Below are 18,720 nucleotides of genomic sequence, written 5' to 3'. Positions count from 1 at the left end.
TTAAGCTGCTGCCTCCTCTGTTTTAGGTTTTTTGTTGAAAGCACCGCTGCGTTTTTTCTCGTTGTAAGCAATGGCATGTTTATCCAAAGCAATAGTTAAGAAACGCATTACACGCTCATCGCGTCTGTACTCGATCTCCAGTTTGTTAATTAGTTCACCCGGAGCGCGGAATTCGGTGAGGTGGTAATACCCTGTTGATTTTTTTTCAATAGAGTACGCTAATTTTCTCAAACCCCAATTGTCCTCTTGAACAATCTCGGCTCCGTTATCGGTAAGAATCTTGCTAAATTTGGCGATTACCTCTTTAGCAGTCTCATCTGATAACAACGGGGTTAGAATGATGACGGTTTCGTACTGTTGCATTTTAATACTTATGTTTATTAATTATCCCGTGCAAACGGGGACGCAAATGTAGATATAATTGATAAAATATGCAAGTGATTGTCAGCTAATTATTTGATAATTGGCATAGCAATTATATCCTTGAACATGCTGAAAGCTGGTGCTTGTAAACACTTTGTAAAATATGTGTGATTGATTTGATTATTAAGGGCTTTTGAATAACTTTTCATCATAAAACCAGTTATTCAATTAAACCTTATATCTATGAAAAGCTTACTCCGAACTTTAGCAGTTGCCTTGTCGGTTTTCACAGTGCAATTGAGTGTAAATGCGCAAGATGCTGCAACACCGCCATCTACCATATTACATTTCGATAATTACGCTAACCTGCCACAACGGGTGCTTTATTCTGCTTACGCTAATGACGGGCAAAATTTGTACAGCCTAAGTGGGCAGCTTTATAATAAGCGCGTTTCTACGCAGGTGATGCGGTTTAATCCGGATGCTAACACCTGGCAGGTTTTGTCAGATAAACTAACTCCTAAAATACAATCTACCGCCGTATATGTGCCATCGGTGCATAAAATATATGTAATGGGTGGTTTAAAGGCATACGGCACCGGTTTATTTTATGAAGTAGAAACCGTAGATACCGAAACAGGCGAAGCGAAAGTGCTGAAAGTTTCTCATCCCGATCCTGGACTTAACGGTGGTATGGCGGTTTGGAATAATAAGGTTTATTGGTTTGGCGGCAGCAGCCGCGCGTATGGTTCCAGCCGGTTGTATGAATTTGATGTCATTACCGAAAAGTTTAAACGCCTGGCAGATATGCCACGCTCAGCTGAAACATCAGGTACTGTGGTAAATGGCGTGTTGTATACTTTTGGCGGATATAATCCTTTTAACCGTTTTGTTTACCGCGAAATTTATGCATATGATATTGCCAAAAATTCATGGAAGCAGGTAGGCAAACTGCCTGAGCAGGTATCGGCTACCAGTGTAACGCAAAGCGGTAATTATATTTTTTTAACTGGTTCTTATGGTAAACCTGAATTTGCCGGTTATTTTGATACATCAAACAATGCGTTTGTTAAGTTGAAAACCAATATGGTGGGACGCAGATACGGAAGTTCGGCTGTAATCAATAACAAACTATTTGTATACGCAGGTACATCCACCATTATTGATCCGGGGCAGGTTAGTGTACAAGGGGCTAGTATACAACCTTTATTATCAGCAAAAAACTAATCAAAAATTATAAGAGCCTCTTTACATAGAGGCTCTTTTTGTAGGTGCTTACTTCATCAGCACTCTGCAACTTTCATCCTTTCATCTTTATCCTTTCAGCAAATATCCTTACCTTAGTGGCTGTGGATAATTTTATTGTTTCGGCCCGTAAATACCGCCCGGTAACTTTTGAAAGCGTTGTAGGTCAGCAACATGTGACCAATACGCTTAAAAACGCGATTAGAAATAATCAGCTGGCGCAGGCATTTTTATTCTGCGGGCCACGTGGGGTGGGTAAAACAACATGTGCCCGTATTCTGGCCAAAACTATCAACTGTACCAACTTGCAGCCTAATGGCGAAGCTTGTGGTACATGCGATTCTTGCCGTGCTTTTCAGAACGGTAATTCTTTCAATGTACATGAGCTGGATGCAGCATCCAATAATTCTGTGGATGATATCAGAAGCTTAATTGAGCAGGTACGCATACCACCGCAGGCAGGCCGCTATAAAGTGTATATCATCGATGAGGTGCACATGCTGTCGCAGGCTGCTTTCAACGCTTTCCTGAAAACACTGGAGGAGCCGCCGCATTATGCCATATTCATACTGGCTACCACCGAGAAGCATAAGATATTACCAACTATTCTTTCGCGCTGTCAGATATTTGATTTTAACCGTATCAGGGTGGAGGATATGGCCAATCACCTGTCGTCAATTGCACAAAAGGAGAGCATTAGTTTTGAGCCTGACGGTTTGCACATCATTGCTCAAAAGGCCGATGGTGGTTTGCGCGACGCGTTATCGATGTTCGACCAGATTGTAAGCTTTTCGGGCGGTAAGGTTACATACAAATCGGTAATCGATAACCTGAACATTCTGGATTACGATTACTATTTTAACATCACTGATAGCTTGCTTCGCGAGGATACCGCTAAAACGTTGCTGCTGTTTGATGAAATATTAGCCAAAGGATTTGACGGTAGCCATTTCATTAATGGCTTATCGGGACACTTGCGCAATTTGCTGGTGGGTAAGGATGGTGCTACTTTAAAATTGCTGGAGGTAAGCGAAGGCATCCGCAACAAATATTTGCAGCAGGCGCAACAGGCCTCTACCTCATTCTTGCTTTCGGCGATGAATATTGCCAACCAGTGCGATTTAAATTACCGGCTAAGTAAAAATCAACGCTTACAGGTAGAATTGGCCTTGTTGAAAATCTGCCATCTGCCGTCGGTATTTAATTTAGCTTCGGGCCAAATACCCGCCGCCGCCAGTGATGGTGAAAAAAAAAAACCTGATGCAGTTCCAATAGCAGTTGCCGAGGCGCCTAAGCCGGTTAGTCAACCGGTAGCTGAAACGCCTAAAATACCAACGCCACCTACGGTTAAAATTCCTGAGCCGGTAATGCCTAAAGTGGCTCCGGTATTGCAGGAACCTGTTGGTAATTATAGTAATGGCACACTGCCTTCGGCTTCGCCGCAGCCTGTGGCTGTTAAAGAAGCGCCCACCGTTAAAACGGTTGGCATACCTAAAATATCTTTAACATCATCTCCGTCATTAACCCCATCTTTAACCGGTGGAGGTTTCGGTGCCTTAACTGCGGTAGAAGAAGAGGAAGAAGATCCATATGTAAAAGGTAATGACAATGAGCCCTTCACGTTAGATGTGTTTTTAGAAAGATGGCATGCTTACATCGCTAAAATTAAAGCCGAAGGTAAGCCGATGACACTGATAACTATTTTTACAGCTAACCCGCCTAAACAGTTGGGGCCTGCCGAGTTTGAAATTGTAGTAAATAACCGCACACAAGAGGCAGTGTTTAGAGACGGTAAGCCCGATTTGATGAACTACCTGCGTACACAGCTGCGCAACTTCAGCATTGAGGTGCACACACGAATAGATGAACAACAGGTAAGTAAACGCCCATATACGGCATCAGAAAAGTTTGCGCATATGGCTAACAAAAATCCGCAACTGGCCGAGTTGAGAAGGAGATTTAACTTAGAGTTTGAATAAACTAAATAAAGCGTGAAAACAAAAGCCCTCTCAAATTTTGAGAGGGCTTTTGTTTTATTTTAGAAAATCATCGTCCTTATCATCGCCGCTAATGTCGGCATCGTTTTTAGGATAACCTTCTTCATCCAGATCGTCGCGGTCATCTTCGGGTGTACGGGATAGTTCCTCGTCAATTGGATCGAGCTCCACAATGTTGCCACCCTCTATATGCATGCCCAGTGAGTCTGCATCTGTTTCCAGTGAGCGGTTTTTATCGTACTCGCCTTGCGTATCATAAGGGTTAGCCTCATCGTAGCTTGAGTCGAAGTCGCTTCCGTTGGGTGCAGCGGTATCAAACAATTGTGGCGGATCGTAATCCGGATCGTTGTTTTCAACAGCGATCTCATAGCTGTCTGTGTCCGGATCGTATTTTAAATCATGGGCAGCAGTATCGCCTTCCAAATCGTCTTTCATTTTTTTGTCTCTATCCAGGTTCTCGTCATTGAAACCGGGGTAGAAGGTATCGTCATTTTTCATAGGGTTTAAAATTTGTGCAATTAGTATACAGTAAAAATCCTGCCAAAAATAAAACGCCTGTAATGTGCAATCTGTTTGGGGTATGCCGTAAATCAGTGTACTAAATACTAAATAAAAAAGCCGTTGCAGTACAACTTTGCAACGGCTTTTTTTTATTCTTTGTTAAGGTATTTAATACTGATATCTTGAAATTTGCTTGCGGTATGAAGTGATACCACCAATGGCAAATTTTAATCCTAATATCCACTGACCGTATGCGTCGTTTTTTATACCGGCCTTAATGCCATCCATCTGATCGCCCAAAATAAAATTGTGCTGATAGCCCAGGTCAATTTTAAAGGATGGCTCATCGTATTTATTATATAGCTTAAATTCGTAACCAACTTTTACAGGAACAAAAAACTCGGTGCTGGTATTTAAGCCGGTGGCGGTGTAATCTTCAATATACAGTGAGTTACGCTCAATTTCTTTCATGTCGTTAAAAATCACACCAACGCCTGCACTGATGTATAAATTTTTAAATGCGTTGATGAAAGTACTGTTAGCATAATCTATAAACTCGCCGGCTTGCAGCTGTGGTCTGAAACTGAGGGCTACATACTGATTTTTAAACTCACGGCCCGACAGTGTGTTGAAGTGGTCGCCGCCAGCCAGTTTGCCAAATTGTAACTCGGCTACGTAGTTAAAAAACGGGGTATGGTTGTAAGTGAAATTAAAAAGCACTGCATTAGTCTTTTTGATAGTTTCGGCATCACTGTAGGCCGAGTTGATAGCGCCGGCAAAGCCTAAATCATATTGGGCATAATTCCATGCTATCTGTGCTTTGGCAAATAAACACAGCAGACAAATAGCAGAAGTAAATAATATTTTTTTCAAAACGTAATGGCTGATTAGTGCGAATAAGTATAAGTACTGGTTACTGTTGTGGTAACATCATTGTCATCAGTAATAGAACGGGTTTGATAAAGAACCAACTCATTTGAGCTAATGCTTTCTATAAAAAAGTTAATGTTAAAGTTTGCGCTTTTAAAGTTAAGCGTTTGTGGTGTTGCATCAGCACGGGTTGAATAATAACCTGTATATGTTTTTCCAATCAGGCTGGATGAATACATCGCTGCGTTGTTGTCTTTAAATTCAAAATAATCATTAGGCGTAAAATCAGAATAAAAGTCGGTTGGTAAATCGTCGATATCACTAACCTCCGTTTTTATTTCAACAGATTTCAATTGCCATTTGCCGATGAGTTGAGGATTTTGCAAATAAGGAGGAATAACGGCCGGGTCATTTTTACAGCTTGTTATTAATGCCGCACAAACAATAGTTAATACAATTAGGAAAAATTTTTTCATTAAATATAGCAGCTTAAAGATATGTCTTTTAACTTAAGCTTTCAAATTATACTGTTTTACTTAAACAAAGGTTACAGGTATTTATTTATTTAAACTCGTCTATATTCAAAATTTATATATTTGGGCGTTTTAAAACAGAACTACAAATTAAAACTGAACCACAAGCAACCCGATATGTCAAAAATTAAAGTAGAAAATCCGGTAGTAGAACTGGATGGGGATGAAATGACCCGCATTATCTGGCAGTTTATTAAAGATAAGCTGATTTTTCCATACTTGGATCTGGACGTAAAATACTTCGATCTGGGTATTGAGTACCGTGATGAAACTAACGATCAGGTAACTATTGATGCGGCTAACGCTATTAAACAATATGGTGTTGGTATAAAATGTGCCACCATTACACCAGACGAAGCTCGTGTAAAAGAGTTTGGTTTGAAACAAATGTGGAAATCACCCAACGGTACTATCCGTAACATATTGGATGGTACAGTTTTTCGTGAGCCGATTGTAATGAACAACGTGCCACGTTTAGTACCTAACTGGACTGCGCCTATCTGCATCGGCCGTCACGCATTTGGCGACCAGTACCGCGCTACCGATTTTATAACCAAAGGCAAAGGTAAATTAACCATCACCTTCACTCCTGAAGATGGCAGCGAAGAGCAATCATTCGAAGTATTCAACTTCAAGAACGATGGTGTGGCTTTGGCTATGTACAACACCGATGAGTCCATCCGTGGTTTTGCACATGCTTGCTTTAACCAGGCGCTGATGAAAGGCTGGCCATTATATTTGTCAACCAAAAACACCATCCTTAAAAAATATGATGGTCGTTTCAAAGATATCTTTGAAGAAATTTACCAAAACGATTACAAAGCTAAGTTTGACGAAGCAGGCATTGTTTACGAACACCGCCTGATTGACGACATGGTTGCTTCGGCCCTGAAATGGAACGGTAACTTTGTTTGGGCTTGTAAAAACTATGATGGCGACGTACAGTCTGACACCGTAGCACAAGGTTTTGGTTCATTAGGTTTGATGACTTCTACACTGGTTACCCCAGATGGTACCGTTATGGAAGCTGAAGCTGCACACGGTACGGTAACCCGTCACTACCGCGAGCATCAAGCTGGTCGTCCAACTTCAACCAACCCAATCGCTTCTATTTTTGCCTGGACCCGTGGTTTGGAATTCCGCGGTAAACTGGACAACAACCAGGAACTGATTGATTTTTGCCATACTTTAGAGCAGGTTTGTATTGAAACTGTGGAAAGCGGCAAAATGACCAAAGACTTGGCTATTACCATTAAACCAAAAGTGGAACACGGTACCGATTACCTATACACCGAAGAGTTTTTGGAAGCTATCGACGAAAACCTGAAAGCTAAATTAGGTAAGTAAACAATACTTATTAATTGTAAAAAGCCCCGCCAAACAGCGGGGCTTTTTGTGTAAAGCGGTTAGCTTAAATAAGCTTTCAATAAGTTGAATAAAATGGTATAGCAAGCCTGCTAAAAGGTTTTTTCAAACTATTTGTAACCGTTTGTATTTCTATCTGTAATTTAGCAATTCAATATCATACTTACTATGTCACAACTGTATCCTTTAAAATTCAAAACCATTTATAAAGACAAAATCTGGGGCGGCCAGAAAATTAAAACTTACTTGCATAAAGATTTTGGCGATTTGCCTAACTGTGGTGAAACATGGGAGGTGTCTGGCGTAAAGTCGGACGTATCGGTAGTAGCCGATGGCGAACTGGCCGGACAGTCATTAGCCGATTTGCTGGAACAATATAAAGGCGAACTGGTAGGAGAGGCTGTTTACAATCGTTTTGGCAACACTTTCCCGTTACTGGTAAAGTTTATTGACGCTGCAGACGATCTTTCCATACAGGTACACCCGGATGATACATTGGCTAAAGAACGTCACAACTCTTTTGGTAAAACTGAAATGTGGTATGTAATAGAAGCTGATCCAGGCGCTACTTTAATTGCGGGCTTTAATCAGGATGTGAACGAACAGGTTTATGTAGATAAGCTGAACAGCGGAAATTTAACTGATATTCTGAATAAAGAAGATATAAAAGCTGGTGATGTGTTCTTTTTACCTGCCGGTCGTGTACACACTATTGGTAAAGGCTTATTGATTGCCGAGATACAGCAAACATCAGACATTACCTACCGCATTTACGACTTTGACCGCGTGGATGATAAAGGTCAAAAACGCGAATTGCACACCGAAGAAGCTTTAGCGGCTATCGATTACAAAAAGTATCCGGAGTACAAAACCCAGTATCAGCCTAAACAAAACGAAACAGTACCACTGGTGAGCTGTCCTTACTTTACCACCAACGTACTAGATTATACCGAAAATGTATCTAAAGACTACAGTGCTTTCGATTCATTCGTTATTTACGTTTGTTTAGAGGGTGAATTCGAGATCAAATACAATGGCGGGTCTGTTTCAGTAAAAATGGGCGACTCTTTAGTGATACCAAACAGTGTTAATCAGGTTGAATTAACTACTACTAATGGGTTCAAAATACTGGAAAGCTATATAGCATAAGCTTTTAACACACTAAAAGAAAAGCCGGTAGTTTATTGCTACCGGCTTTTTTATTAAGCATTGGTTTTTATTAAGTTACCAAATAGCTGTGCATGCCAGCTGTTTTTGAACGGTACTTCCCATTTAGTTTCCAAATCATAAAGGGTTTGTACTACGTTGTTAAATACGGTGGTTTCGGGTGTAATACGACCTTGTTTAATCAGTTCTTCAAACTGAGTGCGCGGCGCCGACAGAACACGGCTGCCTTCCCGGTAAGCTAAGTTAAACCGGTCAAACAAATTAATGTTGTAGGCCTGTTCAATTTGCTTCATCACGTTTACCGATTTATCAATAGAACATCCGCTTGCACCTGCCTGGCTTTCGTCTACTATTAGTATAATAAAGCGATTGTATTTGATTAGAGCGGCGGCTTTAAGCTGATGGCTATGAGCGGTCCATTCTTGGGTAAAAGCATTTAATTGCTGTTGCAGCGAGGCGGTTTCTATGTCGGTTAATTCTCTGTCCGACTGGTAAATCCACACTCTAGAATTTTCTGGAAATTGCATAAAACAAATGTATGATTTTCTTAATTTAGGGTAAGTACAAATGTTGTCATGGTAAAATCAGCTTTATGGAATGCGCAACGCAAATCTCCGGTGTTAGGCGGAATCGTATGCGGGGTACTGAGTTTGTGCTTTAAGCCAACCGCTGATAAGCAGCAAGCGTTATTTTGGGGCAACCGTTGCCTTATCCAGGCCTACGATTCATCGGGCGACGGACGACTGAAAAACTGGAGCTTAAATATCACCGACGATTCTTTTCTGCGCTTGCGTAAAACCTATTACAACGGCAGGCAGGAGTACTTTTCTTTCAGCCTGCGCCGGTTCAATGATTTTAGTTATCTAGGAACTGAAACCAGCGGCATCATACGCATGTACACTAAAGCAGATGATATCATTGTGCAAACTTATCGCGATCCTAAAGGTGATATTGATTCGATGGCCCATACCTTAAATGTGCCTGTCCGCAATTTGAGTTCTGGCCAGTTAGACACATTAAGAAACACATTGCTGTTTTTAAAATCCCAACTACAGTAGTTGTACGAATTTAGATAAGCTGAATTGCAAAATAATCTTATTCATTATCAGTCAATTGAGAAAAACTTCATCTTTTTTCTAAAAATAGTTTCACAAAATCAAAAAACTGGCTACATTTGCAAACCCAAACGGAGAAACGGTATCATAGCTCAGTTGGTAGAGCAAAGGACTGAAAATCCTTGTGTCGCTGGTTCGATTCCAGCTGATACCACAAAAGCAAAAAAGGTCTTTTTCACTAGAAAAAGGCCTTTTTTTGTATATTTAGGCACTTTTTAGTAGTTAGCGCTACTTTGTCAGGAACGTTCCGTTCCGATAGCTTTTACATAATTTTTTGTTAAACTTCACGAAAAAAGGGCACAAATAGGGCACAAAACTATTTGGACTTTTTTCGCCAAGCAAATTATGTGATGGCAACAGTTGGTATTAAAATTCACAAACACCACAAAAAAGCAGACGGTACTTACAACGTAAAAATCAGAGTATCACACAAAGGGGACAAAAGGTACATTGATACACCGCACTTTGTTGTTGATAAACAGCTCACCGCTAAATGCACTTTGAAGGACGCTGTCTTAAAGCAGATATTGAACAAAACATTGGATGACTACCGTGTAACGATTAGCAGCCTTGGCCCGAGATTGGAATTTTTTAATGCCGAAACGCTCAGAAACTATTTACGGGATAAAGATGAACCCTTAGACTTCTTCAAATTCTGTCAGAACCATATAAAAGAACTTGAAGATGAAAAAAGAACTGGATCAGCTGGAACACTTAAAACCGTACTTTTTAGTTTGCAGGACTATTTCATTCAGCCTACCGTATCCCCACTTGAGATAAATGAATGGATGTTAGCGGCCTATGAAAAGTACTTGCGTGGCAAGCGGGAAATCAAACGCATGAATCAAGGACAGTTGAGGAAGCGTGTGGTAAAAGGAATGACAGACGGGGCAGTTCACAATCACTTCCGTGATCTCCGTATTCTGTTTAAAGCCGCGATGAAGCATTTTAACAAACCGCAAATAGGACAAATCCGCATCCCTTACTGTCCGTTCGATAACTACAAAATAGTGGATGCACCAGAGACGCGCAAAAGGAATCTGGATGTCGAAAGAATAAAGCTGATACGGGATTGTAAAGTTGAACCAGGGAGCCGTGCTGAATTAGCACGTGACTTGTTTATGTTATCCTTTTACCTATGTGGGACGAACGCAGTTGATATTTATCATCTTACACAGGATCATATCAAAAAAGGACGCGTTGAATACAATAGAACAAAAACCAAGCGCAGGAAGGATAATGCTTTCATAAGTCTTAAGTTGGTTAAAGAGGCAAAGCCGTTGCTTGAAAAATATCTTGGAAGACTAAACAACCGCTATCGCCATTCTCACGGCTTGGATAGGGCTATCAAAGAAGGTATGTCAACTATTAACGCGAGAACCGGTCTTAGCGGAATTACTTTTTACTGGGCAAGGCATAGCTTTGGTAACCTTGCAAGAAATAAATGCCGCATGAGCAAGGATGACGTTGCATTAGCACTTAACCATGTAGACCACGGTAATAAAATAACAGATATTTATATCGAGAAGGACTGGAGTATAGTTGATGAGGTGCAAGGTAAAGTCAATGCCTTATTAAATGACCATGAAGGCCGAAAGCCAAAAACAATGACTACAGCTGCTGAACAACGTAAAACCATGCGCTTGGTAAATGCATGAAAATTGTGATTATGAGAATTTTATTGTTATTATGTCTAACCTGTATCGTTAGTACAGGTGCATTTTTGTGTGCATTAACACTCGAGAATAAATTACCTGCATTCTTAATAGGTTTTGGAGTTTGGATATGGTTTGTAAGGCGGATTATAAAGAAGAGGTTATAGAAAAACGTACTAATACGTAACAAACAGTAAATTGGAGAACGTCGCATAAATAGTTACAATACTCATTTACATCTATATTTACTGATTTTGATTTCATAACGGAATTTCTTTACCGTATAAGTAAGTAATATATGACTAAGCTTCAATATAATAAAACAGTAACAAAAAAGAACGTTTTCGTTACTATATCCAATGCTTTGAAATTCTTTACAAAGTTTTGCATATCTAATACATTAATCGTAATATTGCAATGTATTAATTATGGGACTTACCAAAACAGAAATATTTACAGAAGAACAAAACAGGTTGGCGGTTATGCTTAAAGCTATCGCGCATCCTGCCCGTATCGCTATACTGGAACAGATCATCAAAGCGAATGCGTGTATCTGTGGTGATCTGGTCGAGGAACTGGGCCTGGCACAAGCCACCATTTCCCAACACCTCAAAGAACTCAAAAATGCAGGGTTGATACAAGGCACTATTGAAGGGGTAAGCGTTTGCTACTGCATCGAGCCGAAAGCCTGGGCGCTGTTGCAAGGTCAGCTTAACAGTTTTTTTAACCTGTACTCTGCACCCCAATCCTGCTGTTAAAAAAATTTAGATACAAACATCGCAATATTGCAATAAACCATTAATATAACACCTTATGGAAACGTTGAAATGGCAATCTTTTAAAGAACAATTACAGGCTAATCCGACTTTAGACCTGCAATTTCAATATGCCGAAAACACTTGGGTAGAGGCTTCCTACCATATCACTGAAATCAAACAAGCTCCCATCACCTCCGTTGATTGCGGTGGTGTCATGAATGCCTGGACTGAGGTTATTGTTCAATTATGGGTACCTGAAGAAGAACAGCAACTGCGCTCAATGAAAGTACGCAAAGCGTTGTCTATCGTTGAACTGGTGGAAAAAGCACTGCCGCTTAATCCTAACGCCATAGTGAAGATCGAGTTTGGCAACGCCCAGTTTGATACCCGACAGATGTTGCCAAAAGAATTAGTTGTAGACGGTGAAAATCTGATCGTAGATCTTCGTCCGGATGCTGTTGAATGTAAAGCGATCACTCGTGGCGGTAGCTGCGGCACCAATGAAAAAGGGGAAGAATGTTGTACGCCAGCAGTGGAAGTTAAGCCCAAAATTCAATTTAAGAATCTGGTAGCTGAAGCGCCAAGCTGCACGCCAGGTTCCGGCTGCTGCTAGTCAGGATGTAATGATAGACATCAAAATATTACAGCCTGAGCACTGGCCGGATGTTGAACGGATTTATCTGGAAGGTATCGCCACCGGTCAGGCGACCTTTCAAACTGATGCGCCATCGTGGGAAGACTGGAATAACGGTCATTTACCAACCCTGCGCTTTGTAGCTGCTACAGAGAAAGGTGAAATCGCGGGATGGGTGGCCCTTACGCCGGTGTCAGGTCGTTGTGTATATGCCGGGGTTGCTGAAGTGAGCGTCTATGTCGGCCAAAGTTTCAGGGGTCAGAAAGTAGGGTTAAAGCTGCTTCAGCATCTGATTACAGAAAGTGAAAGATCAGGCATATGGACACTACAGGCCGGAATTTTTCCTGAGAACGAGGCCAGCGTCAACCTGCATACAAAACTGGGTTTCCGTATCATCGGGTACCGCGAACGCCTGGCCAAACAGTATGGCGTATGGCGAGATGTTTACTTACTGGAACGACGAAGTCACGTGGTTGGCGTTGATTGATTAGCTAAGAATAAATAAGTAACAATATAACATGAAAAATATTTTAGTGCTCTGTACCGGCAACAGTTGCCGGAGCCAACTGGCCGAAGGTTATTTAAGGTACTTTGCAGGGGATAAAGCGGCTGTTTACAGCGCGGGTATAGAAACGCATGGCGTCAACCCAAAAGCGGTACAGGTCATGGCCGAAGATCATTTGAATATCTCCGGGCATACCTCCAATCACGTTGACGAATACCTGTCAATTCCGTTTGATTATGTAATTACCGTTTGCGATAATGCTAACGAGGCATGTCCTTACTTCCCCGGCAACGTAGAGCGGTTTCACCAGAACTTTCCTGACCCTGCCAACGCCACGGGTACACCCGAAGAAATCATGAGTAAGTTCAGAAGAGTTCGGGATATGATTAAAACCTACGCCGCTGATTTTGTCAGTCAGCATATTAATGTATAAATATGAGTGCTAACAATTGTGCCCCTGCGGCAGAACGCAAAAGGTTAGGTTTTTTAGACCGCTACCTTACTTTATGGATATTCCTGGCGATGGCGGTTGGTGTAGCCCTCGGCTACTTCCTGCCATCTTCCTCCGGCTTTATCAACTCTTTTTCCAGAGGTACCACCAATATACCATTAGCCATCGGATTGATCCTCATGATGTACCCGCCATTGGCGCGCGTGAAGTACGAGAAGATGGGCGAAGTATTTAAAGACACCAAGGTGCTCAGCGCTTCCCTGATACTTAACTGGATTGTCGGCCCCGTACTGATGTTTGTCTTAGCGATTACCTTGCTTCGTGACCATCCGGCTTATATGGTGGGCGTAATCCTGATCGGCCTGGCCCGCTGTATCGCGATGGTCGTCGTTTGGAATGAACTGGCGGAAGGTAACCGGGAGTATGCAGCAGGACTGATTGCTCTGAATAGTATTTTCCAAGTGTTATTGTACAGTGTTTACGCTTACCTGTTTATTACCGTGCTGCCTCCGCTATTCGGCCTGAAAGGACTGGCGGTTAATATCACCATTGGCGAGATCGCCAAATCTGTAGGTATCTACCTGGGCATTCCCTTTGCTGCCGGTATCATCAGCCGTTATGCCCTGATCAGCCTGAAAGGGGAACCATGGTTTCAACAAAAATACGTCCCTGTTATTTCACCCATCACCCTGATTGCGCTGCTTTTTACCATCGTAGTCATGTTCAGCCTGAAAGGTCACCTGATCGTTCAGATTCCGTTTGATGTGGTGCGGATCGCTATACCACTGGTGATTTATTTCACCATCATGTTCGTGTTGAGCTTCTTTATCGGCAAGGGGTTCGGCGCTGACTACAGCCGGAGTACTTCTATTGCTTTTACTGCTACCGGTAACAATTTTGAACTCGCAATTGCGGTCGCTATCGGTGTGTTCGGTATCAACTCGGGCGAAGCCTTTGCAGGCGTTATCGGCCCGTTGGTTGAAGTTCCTGCCCTGATCGCCCTGGTGAACCTGGCCTTCTATTTCCGTAAAAAATACTATTCCTCCAATCCCTTAACTGCTGCCGAATAATGAAGATTGCGCTTTTTTCCGACATACACGCCAACCTTCCGGCACTGGAAGCTTTCTTTGCCGATGTAGAAACCCGCAAGCCCGATGCCATTTACTGCCTGGGTGATCTGGTCGGCTACAATATCTGGCCGAATGAGGTCATTGATGAAATCCGTAAACGAGGCATTCCCTGCATTACGGGCAACTATGACTTTGGTATCGGCAGACATAGTGATGATTGCGGCTGCGCCTATAAAACCGATGAAGAAAAAGCAATGGGTAAAATATCCATCAGCTATACGAACGAGGTGGTGAAGGACGAGCAAAGGGTTTACCTGCGTACCCTACCTGCGCATATCCGTCTAGAATACCAGTTAAGCGGTGACAAGCTGAACGTGCTTTTGGTACATGGCAGCCCCCGCAAAGTCAATGAGTACCTGTTTGAGGACAGGGATGAAAAAAGCATGCTGCGTATTATGGAAGGTGCGGATGCGGACATATTATGCTTCGGGCATACCCATCAGCCCTATCACCGCATTTTAGCTACCGGCGACACATACCGCCATGCCATCAATATTGGCAGTGTAGGTAAGCCGAAGGACAAAGACCCTCGGGGCGGTTACGTGCTGCTTCATCTAGATGAAAACAGTTCGGTAAGAGATAAAAATAGTATTCAGGTAGAGTTTATCCGCTTTGATTATGATATCGAAAAAGCGGCCAAAGCCGTTGAGGAAAGTCCTCTGCCGAACGAATATGCGGACATGCTAAGAAACGGATGAAATGAGAATTGCATTATTTTCTGATGTACATGCCAACCTGCCGGCATTCGAGGCTTTCCTGGCAAATCTGGATCAGCAAAAAGTAGATGCGGTGTATTGCTTGGGCGATCTGATCGGCTATCATATCTGGCCGAACGAGGTGATCAACGAGGTGCGCAGGCGGGGTATAGCAATGCTGGCGGGCAATCATGATCTCAAGGTGAAAGGCTATGCTTACGAATTGATCTCGGATGACAACAGGGCTTATTTAAATACACTACCTGCGCATGTCCGGCTCGAATACCAGTTAAATTCCGATCACTTGAACATCGTACTTGCGCATGGCAGCCCCCGAAGCATAAACGAATATGTCATCGAAGATCTAGACGAGGATTATGTGCTTGGTATGATGGAGGAAGCCAATGCGGATATCTTATGCGTCGGGCACTCGCACATACCTTACCACCGTGTACTTGGAGGAAAGCAGGTAATCAATACTGGTTCGGTTGGTAAGCCGAAGGACAGTAACCCTGATGGGTGCTACGTTATACTTACACTTGGTGAGAAAAGTGTTGTAACTGAACCCGGCAGTGTCGGTATTGAGATTGTACGATTTCCTTATGACGTAGAGAGAGCGGCACGCGCTATTGAAGACAGCCCTTTGCCCAATGAACTGGCCGAGCAGTTAAGAAAAGCTTTTTAAAAGAGAAGCCCCGCACATTGGTACGGGGCTTCATCATTATTGCTTTACTTTTTATTTGCAGCAATCTGCTTTCGTGCAGGTTGTCTTGGCACATTTTTGTCCTTTAGGACAGCTGGTGCAAGTCGCCTGTTTTGCTTTCGCTACTTTAACAGGTGCATTACTGTTAGCCATTACTGAAGTTGCGGCAAAAGCGATTGCCAGTACACTCAACATTACTTTTTTCATCTTTGTATTTTTTGCTTTTAAATAATTCGTTAAAACTCAAGGTCAGGTTGTTTCGGATTATTTAACAAGCTTTAGGCGGCTTCCAGCTGGACGGATGGTAAGCGGACAAATCACCAATTATAACGGGTGCAACTGGTTTCGGCAGGTAACACGCAAACGTGCGCTGAAGTATAACGGCCGGCACGGGAATAAATCCGCACAAACTGCAGGAGAACATCATAGCACAACCTGGCTGACCACAATCACCTCTTTGCTTTTGATGATCCGAGCGGCAGCTCATGGCACCAGCCATCTTTTTACAACAGGAATGGCGATCAGTTTTCGAAGCTGCCTGAACCCACCCGCTCGAAGCAGAAAGGAAAAACAGACAGACGATCAGAAAAACTGATAAGACTTTCATTGCTGTAATCAACGTTATTATTGTAGTAAAATTATGTAAAACATACTGTTTTTTAAAAGTGGCCTAATGTTGACGGGGCATATATAAGATAATTCCGGCACCTAATACAGCAACAGCAGCGCCGATCATATCGTACTTATCCGGCTTAAAACCATCGACCTTCCAGGCCCAAACCAAAGCAAGCATGATGAAGATACCGCCATACGCGGCATACACTCTGCCAAAACTGGCTGTTTGTAGAGTAGCAACCACTCCATACAGCACGAGTATAAATCCGCCAGCTATACCATACCATAATGGCTTTCCTTCCTTTAACCATTGCCAGATCAGGTAACCACCGCCGATCTCGCAAAGACCAGCAACAACAAATAGAATCATGGACTTTATAACTGCTATCATAGGCTGAATATAGCAACATCCACTATAACTTCATCCGTTGTATCCGCACTGCGTTTAAAATAGCCAGCAACGCCACACCAACGTCTGCAATTACGGCTTCCCAAAGGTTGGCTACACCGCCTGCACCTAAAATCAGTACAATTACCTTAACCAGCATAGCAATCGTGATATTCTGCCATACAACCCCGTTGGTAATTTTTCCTGCCCGGATAGCGGTGGTAATTTTGGATGGCTGGTCATTCTGAATCACGATATCTGCCGTTTCAATTGTCGCATCACTGCCCAAACCGCCCATAGCAATACCGGCATCGGCCAAGGCCACCACAGGCGCATCGTTCACCCCATCACCGACGAAAGCAATCCGGCTGCCTGCATCTTTAAAACCCTGTACTTTCTCCACCTTACCATCCGGCAGCAAATCACCAAAAGCTTTATCAATGCCTAAAGACTTAGCCACTTTATCTACTACGGCCTGTTTATCACCTGACAGCATCACCGTTTGCAGTTTCAGGCTGTGCATCCGCTGAATCGCTTCTTTCGCATCTTCCTTGATCTCGTCCGCAATAGTTATGTAACCCGCATACTGGTTATCTACCGCCAGTACGACCACCGTATCCACCAAACTATCCACTTCGCCAGGATAAATGATATCGAATTTTTTGAGAAGTTTAGCATTTCCGGCCAGTACAGTTTTACCGTTTACCGTACCTTTTAAACCATGCCCGGATATTTCCTCGACGTTTTCTGTTTTCACATCTTTGGCCTTGTCGCCTGCATACTCCACAACGGCTTTGGCTATAGGGTGCGTGGAGTTAGCTTCGATGGCAGCAGCCATTTGAACCAGCTCGTCACTGCTTAAACTATCTGACTTCACCTCTTGCACCTTGAACACGCCTTTGGTTAGCGTTCCTGTTTTATCCATAATGACGGTGTTGATCTTGGTCATCACATCCAAAAAGTTAGAGCCTTTAAACAATATTCCATTTCGTGAAGCCAGCCCAATGCCACCAAAATAGCCCAGTGGAATAGATACGACTAATGCACAAGGGCAACTGATCACCAGGAATACCAACGCGCGGTAAAACCACTGGTGAAAGTTATAGGTATCGACAAAAAAGTAAGGCGCAAAACAAACCAGTAAGGCCAGGGCAAAAACAATAGGCGTATAGATTTTGGCAAAGCGGCTGATAAAAAGCTGCGTTTGAGACTTGCGCGCGGTCGCGTCCTGTACCATTTCCAGGATCTGGCTCAGCTTGCTATCCTTAAATAAAGCTTTAACTTGTACTTCGCTCACCTTATCCAGGTTGATCATCCCGGCCAGCACCTTTTCACCTTTACGCTTCGTGTCCGGCTTGCTCTCACCGGTCAGCGCTGCGGTATTAAAGCTGGCCGCATCAGAATAAAGCTCGCCGTCCAACGCGACCTTTTCACCGGCTTTGACTTGGATGATCTCGTCGAGCTGTACCGTCTTAGGGTCAACTTCACTGCTCTGCCCGTTGCGCATTACGGTTACTTTATCCGGCCTGATATCCAACAGCGTTTTGATGCTTTTCTTTGCGCGGTTCACCGCTGCATCCTGGAACCATTCACCAATCGAGTAAAAAACCATAACGGCTACACCTTCACTGTATGAACCGATGCTGAATGCACCGATCGTGGCCACGCTCATGAGAAAAAACTCATTAAAGAAATCAAAGTGCTTTGCCTTACGCCAGGCCATACCCAATACGTTGTAGCCGGAAAGCCCGAACGCAATCAGAAAAATGATCAGGTTTACCGGAAAAGGCGGCGGGTATTTAAAACCGTATTCCAGCGTCAGCATGACGGCCAGTATCAGTAAGGCGGTGAGCAGCGGCCAGTGGCTGAGCCAGCTTTCTGCCTCCTCGGGGGCTTCGGTCAGATTGAGGGTTTCGTCTTCCTCGTCATGATCATGGTGATGTTCACCTGCCGCATGCTGGTCGGCTTCGTGTGCTTCCTCGTTGTTTAGTTTCTTGGTGATATCGTTATGATTCGTGTTTTCCATTATC

General features: G+C 43.0%; 21 protein-coding genes and 1 tRNA gene. 15 read left to right on the top strand and 7 right to left on the bottom strand.

Annotated features, from left to right (window positions below; all coding sequences use genetic code 11):
* Entirely contained in the window at nucleotides 1-363 is a 363-nt protein-coding gene (gene rpsF / locus GPM24_RS12155; RefSeq protein WP_158827018.1) for a 30S ribosomal protein S6, read from the bottom strand.
* Nucleotides 364-606: 243 nt separating this feature from the next.
* Between rpsF and GPM24_RS12150 the strand changes: the two genes are divergently transcribed.
* Nucleotides 607-1,590 carry a Kelch repeat-containing protein gene (locus GPM24_RS12150; RefSeq protein WP_158827017.1) on the top strand — a complete coding sequence of 328 codons (984 nt, stop codon included), beginning with the start codon at nucleotides 607-609 and terminating at the stop codon, nucleotides 1,588-1,590.
* Nucleotides 1,591-1,712: 122 nt separating this feature from the next.
* The gene (locus GPM24_RS12145) at nucleotides 1,713-3,587 is read left to right on the top strand and encodes a DNA polymerase III subunit gamma/tau (protein WP_158827016.1); all 1,875 of its coding nucleotides are present in this window, start codon (nucleotides 1,713-1,715) and stop codon (nucleotides 3,585-3,587) included.
* A gap of 54 nt (nucleotides 3,588-3,641) precedes the next feature.
* Here the strand turns inward: GPM24_RS12145 and GPM24_RS12140 are convergent, their stop codons facing one another.
* The 3 genes from GPM24_RS12140 to GPM24_RS12130 form a co-directional block, all read right to left on the bottom strand.
* Nucleotides 3,642-4,103, bottom strand: coding sequence for a hypothetical protein (locus tag GPM24_RS12140; protein WP_158827015.1), 462 nt, complete (start codon nucleotides 4,101-4,103; stop codon nucleotides 3,642-3,644).
* A gap of 171 nt (nucleotides 4,104-4,274) precedes the next feature.
* A complete protein-coding gene (locus GPM24_RS12135) occupies nucleotides 4,275-4,979 on the bottom strand; it encodes a hypothetical protein (protein WP_158827014.1) in 705 nt (234 codons plus the stop codon).
* A 14-nt stretch (nucleotides 4,980-4,993) separates the two neighbouring features.
* Nucleotides 4,994-5,452 carry a lipocalin family protein gene (locus tag GPM24_RS12130; protein WP_158827013.1) on the bottom strand — a complete coding sequence of 153 codons (459 nt, stop codon included), beginning with the start codon at nucleotides 5,450-5,452 and terminating at the stop codon, nucleotides 4,994-4,996.
* A gap of 174 nt (nucleotides 5,453-5,626) precedes the next feature.
* On the opposite strand from GPM24_RS12130, the gene GPM24_RS12125 reads away from it, so the two are divergent.
* Complete coding sequence (locus GPM24_RS12125) at nucleotides 5,627-6,856, top strand: NADP-dependent isocitrate dehydrogenase (RefSeq protein WP_158827012.1); 1,230 nt, start codon at nucleotides 5,627-5,629, stop codon at nucleotides 6,854-6,856.
* Between the two features lie 186 nt (nucleotides 6,857-7,042).
* A complete protein-coding gene (locus GPM24_RS12120) occupies nucleotides 7,043-8,023 on the top strand; it encodes a type I phosphomannose isomerase catalytic subunit (protein ID WP_158827011.1) in 981 nt (326 codons plus the stop codon).
* A 53-nt stretch (nucleotides 8,024-8,076) separates the two neighbouring features.
* On the opposite strand, the gene GPM24_RS12115 is transcribed toward GPM24_RS12120, so the two are convergent.
* The gene (locus tag GPM24_RS12115) at nucleotides 8,077-8,568 is read right to left on the bottom strand and encodes an ABC transporter ATPase (RefSeq protein WP_158827010.1); all 492 of its coding nucleotides are present in this window, start codon (nucleotides 8,566-8,568) and stop codon (nucleotides 8,077-8,079) included.
* A 48-nt stretch (nucleotides 8,569-8,616) separates the two neighbouring features.
* On the opposite strand from GPM24_RS12115, the gene GPM24_RS12110 reads away from it, so the two are divergent.
* The 11 genes from GPM24_RS12110 (at nucleotide 8,617) to GPM24_RS12060 (ending at nucleotide 15,919) form a co-directional block, all read left to right on the top strand.
* On the top strand, nucleotides 8,617-9,099 hold the full coding sequence (locus GPM24_RS12110; protein WP_158827009.1) for a hypothetical protein: 483 nt from the start codon (nucleotides 8,617-8,619) through the stop codon (nucleotides 9,097-9,099).
* A 138-nt stretch (nucleotides 9,100-9,237) separates the two neighbouring features.
* Nucleotides 9,238-9,310 (top strand) — tRNA-Phe (locus GPM24_RS12105).
* Nucleotides 9,311-9,506: 196 nt separating this feature from the next.
* Nucleotides 9,507-10,814 (top strand): phage integrase SAM-like domain-containing protein, encoded by a 1,308-nt coding sequence (locus GPM24_RS12100; RefSeq protein ID WP_158827008.1) that lies wholly within the window; start codon nucleotides 9,507-9,509, stop codon nucleotides 10,812-10,814.
* Between the two features lie 425 nt (nucleotides 10,815-11,239).
* On the top strand, nucleotides 11,240-11,569 hold the full coding sequence (locus GPM24_RS12095) for an ArsR/SmtB family transcription factor (protein WP_158827007.1): 330 nt from the start codon (nucleotides 11,240-11,242) through the stop codon (nucleotides 11,567-11,569).
* Nucleotides 11,570-11,624: 55 nt separating this feature from the next.
* Nucleotides 11,625-12,182 carry a DUF6428 family protein gene (locus tag GPM24_RS12090; protein ID WP_158827006.1) on the top strand — a complete coding sequence of 186 codons (558 nt, stop codon included), beginning with the start codon at nucleotides 11,625-11,627 and terminating at the stop codon, nucleotides 12,180-12,182.
* Between the two features lie 10 nt (nucleotides 12,183-12,192).
* A complete protein-coding gene (locus GPM24_RS12085; RefSeq protein WP_158827005.1) occupies nucleotides 12,193-12,690 on the top strand; it encodes a GNAT family N-acetyltransferase in 498 nt (165 codons plus the stop codon).
* A gap of 31 nt (nucleotides 12,691-12,721) precedes the next feature.
* Nucleotides 12,722-13,141: an arsenate reductase ArsC gene (locus GPM24_RS12080; protein WP_158827004.1), complete on the top strand. Its 420-nt coding sequence runs from the start codon at nucleotides 12,722-12,724 to the stop codon at nucleotides 13,139-13,141.
* 2 nt (nucleotides 13,142-13,143) lie between these two features.
* Complete coding sequence (gene arsB, locus GPM24_RS12075) at nucleotides 13,144-14,229, top strand: ACR3 family arsenite efflux transporter (protein WP_158827003.1); 1,086 nt, start codon at nucleotides 13,144-13,146, stop codon at nucleotides 14,227-14,229.
* A complete protein-coding gene (locus GPM24_RS12070; RefSeq protein ID WP_158827002.1) occupies nucleotides 14,229-14,987 on the top strand; it encodes a metallophosphoesterase family protein in 759 nt (252 codons plus the stop codon). Before arsB ends, GPM24_RS12070 begins: the two co-directional genes overlap by 1 nt.
* 1 nt (nucleotide 14,988) lies before the next feature.
* Nucleotides 14,989-15,669, top strand: a complete 681-nt coding sequence (locus GPM24_RS12065) for a metallophosphoesterase family protein (RefSeq protein ID WP_158827001.1) — start codon at nucleotides 14,989-14,991, stop codon at nucleotides 15,667-15,669.
* A gap of 55 nt (nucleotides 15,670-15,724) precedes the next feature.
* Entirely contained in the window at nucleotides 15,725-15,919 is a 195-nt protein-coding gene (locus tag GPM24_RS12060; RefSeq protein ID WP_158827000.1) for a hypothetical protein, read from the top strand.
* Nucleotides 15,920-16,357: 438 nt separating this feature from the next.
* Here the strand turns inward: GPM24_RS12060 and GPM24_RS12055 are convergent, their stop codons facing one another.
* Together GPM24_RS12055 and GPM24_RS12050 are read right to left on the bottom strand one after the other, a co-directional pair.
* On the bottom strand, nucleotides 16,358-16,672 hold the full coding sequence (locus GPM24_RS12055; protein ID WP_233268816.1) for a YnfA family protein: 315 nt from the start codon (nucleotides 16,670-16,672) through the stop codon (nucleotides 16,358-16,360).
* 43 nt (nucleotides 16,673-16,715) lie between these two features.
* Complete coding sequence (locus GPM24_RS12050) at nucleotides 16,716-18,716, bottom strand: heavy metal translocating P-type ATPase (protein ID WP_158826998.1); 2,001 nt, start codon at nucleotides 18,714-18,716, stop codon at nucleotides 16,716-16,718.
* Nucleotides 18,717-18,720: the final 4 nt, after the last annotated feature.

It is taken from the genome of Mucilaginibacter lacusdianchii, from assembly GCF_009770985.1.
Lineage (GTDB): Bacteria > Bacteroidota > Bacteroidia > Sphingobacteriales > Sphingobacteriaceae > Mucilaginibacter > Mucilaginibacter lacusdianchii.
This window is presented reverse-complemented; position numbering and strand designations above follow the sequence as displayed.

Excerpts from the sequence above, each read along its gene's own strand:
- GPM24_RS12070 (WP_158827002.1), top strand. The coding sequence starts at position 14,229 with ATGAAGATTGCGCTTTTTTCCGACATACACGCCAACCTTCCGGCACTG.
- GPM24_RS12115 (WP_158827010.1), bottom strand. The coding sequence starts at position 8,568 with ATGCAATTTCCAGAAAATTCTAGAGTGTGGATTTACCAGTCGGACAGA.
- GPM24_RS12150 (WP_158827017.1), top strand. The coding sequence starts at position 607 with ATGAAAAGCTTACTCCGAACTTTAGCAGTTGCCTTGTCGGTTTTCACA.
- GPM24_RS12065 (WP_158827001.1), top strand. The coding sequence starts at position 14,989 with ATGAGAATTGCATTATTTTCTGATGTACATGCCAACCTGCCGGCATTC.
- GPM24_RS12110 (WP_158827009.1), top strand. The coding sequence starts at position 8,617 with ATGGTAAAATCAGCTTTATGGAATGCGCAACGCAAATCTCCGGTGTTA.
- GPM24_RS12055 (WP_233268816.1), bottom strand. The coding sequence starts at position 16,672 with ATGATTCTATTTGTTGTTGCTGGTCTTTGCGAGATCGGCGGTGGTTAC.
- GPM24_RS12130 (WP_158827013.1), bottom strand. The coding sequence starts at position 5,452 with ATGAAAAAATTTTTCCTAATTGTATTAACTATTGTTTGTGCGGCATTA.
- GPM24_RS12125 (WP_158827012.1), top strand. The coding sequence starts at position 5,627 with ATGTCAAAAATTAAAGTAGAAAATCCGGTAGTAGAACTGGATGGGGAT.
- GPM24_RS12080 (WP_158827004.1), top strand. The coding sequence starts at position 12,722 with ATGAAAAATATTTTAGTGCTCTGTACCGGCAACAGTTGCCGGAGCCAA.
- GPM24_RS12120 (WP_158827011.1), top strand. The coding sequence starts at position 7,043 with ATGTCACAACTGTATCCTTTAAAATTCAAAACCATTTATAAAGACAAA.
- GPM24_RS12050 (WP_158826998.1), bottom strand. The coding sequence starts at position 18,716 with ATGGAAAACACGAATCATAACGATATCACCAAGAAACTAAACAACGAG.
- arsB (WP_158827003.1), top strand. The coding sequence starts at position 13,144 with ATGAGTGCTAACAATTGTGCCCCTGCGGCAGAACGCAAAAGGTTAGGT.
- GPM24_RS12140 (WP_158827015.1), bottom strand. The coding sequence starts at position 4,103 with ATGAAAAATGACGATACCTTCTACCCCGGTTTCAATGACGAGAACCTG.
- GPM24_RS12090 (WP_158827006.1), top strand. The coding sequence starts at position 11,625 with ATGGAAACGTTGAAATGGCAATCTTTTAAAGAACAATTACAGGCTAAT.
- GPM24_RS12095 (WP_158827007.1), top strand. The coding sequence starts at position 11,240 with ATGGGACTTACCAAAACAGAAATATTTACAGAAGAACAAAACAGGTTG.
- rpsF (WP_158827018.1), bottom strand. The coding sequence starts at position 363 with ATGCAACAGTACGAAACCGTCATCATTCTAACCCCGTTGTTATCAGAT.
- GPM24_RS12085 (WP_158827005.1), top strand. The coding sequence starts at position 12,193 with ATGATAGACATCAAAATATTACAGCCTGAGCACTGGCCGGATGTTGAA.
- GPM24_RS12100 (WP_158827008.1), top strand. The coding sequence starts at position 9,507 with ATGGCAACAGTTGGTATTAAAATTCACAAACACCACAAAAAAGCAGAC.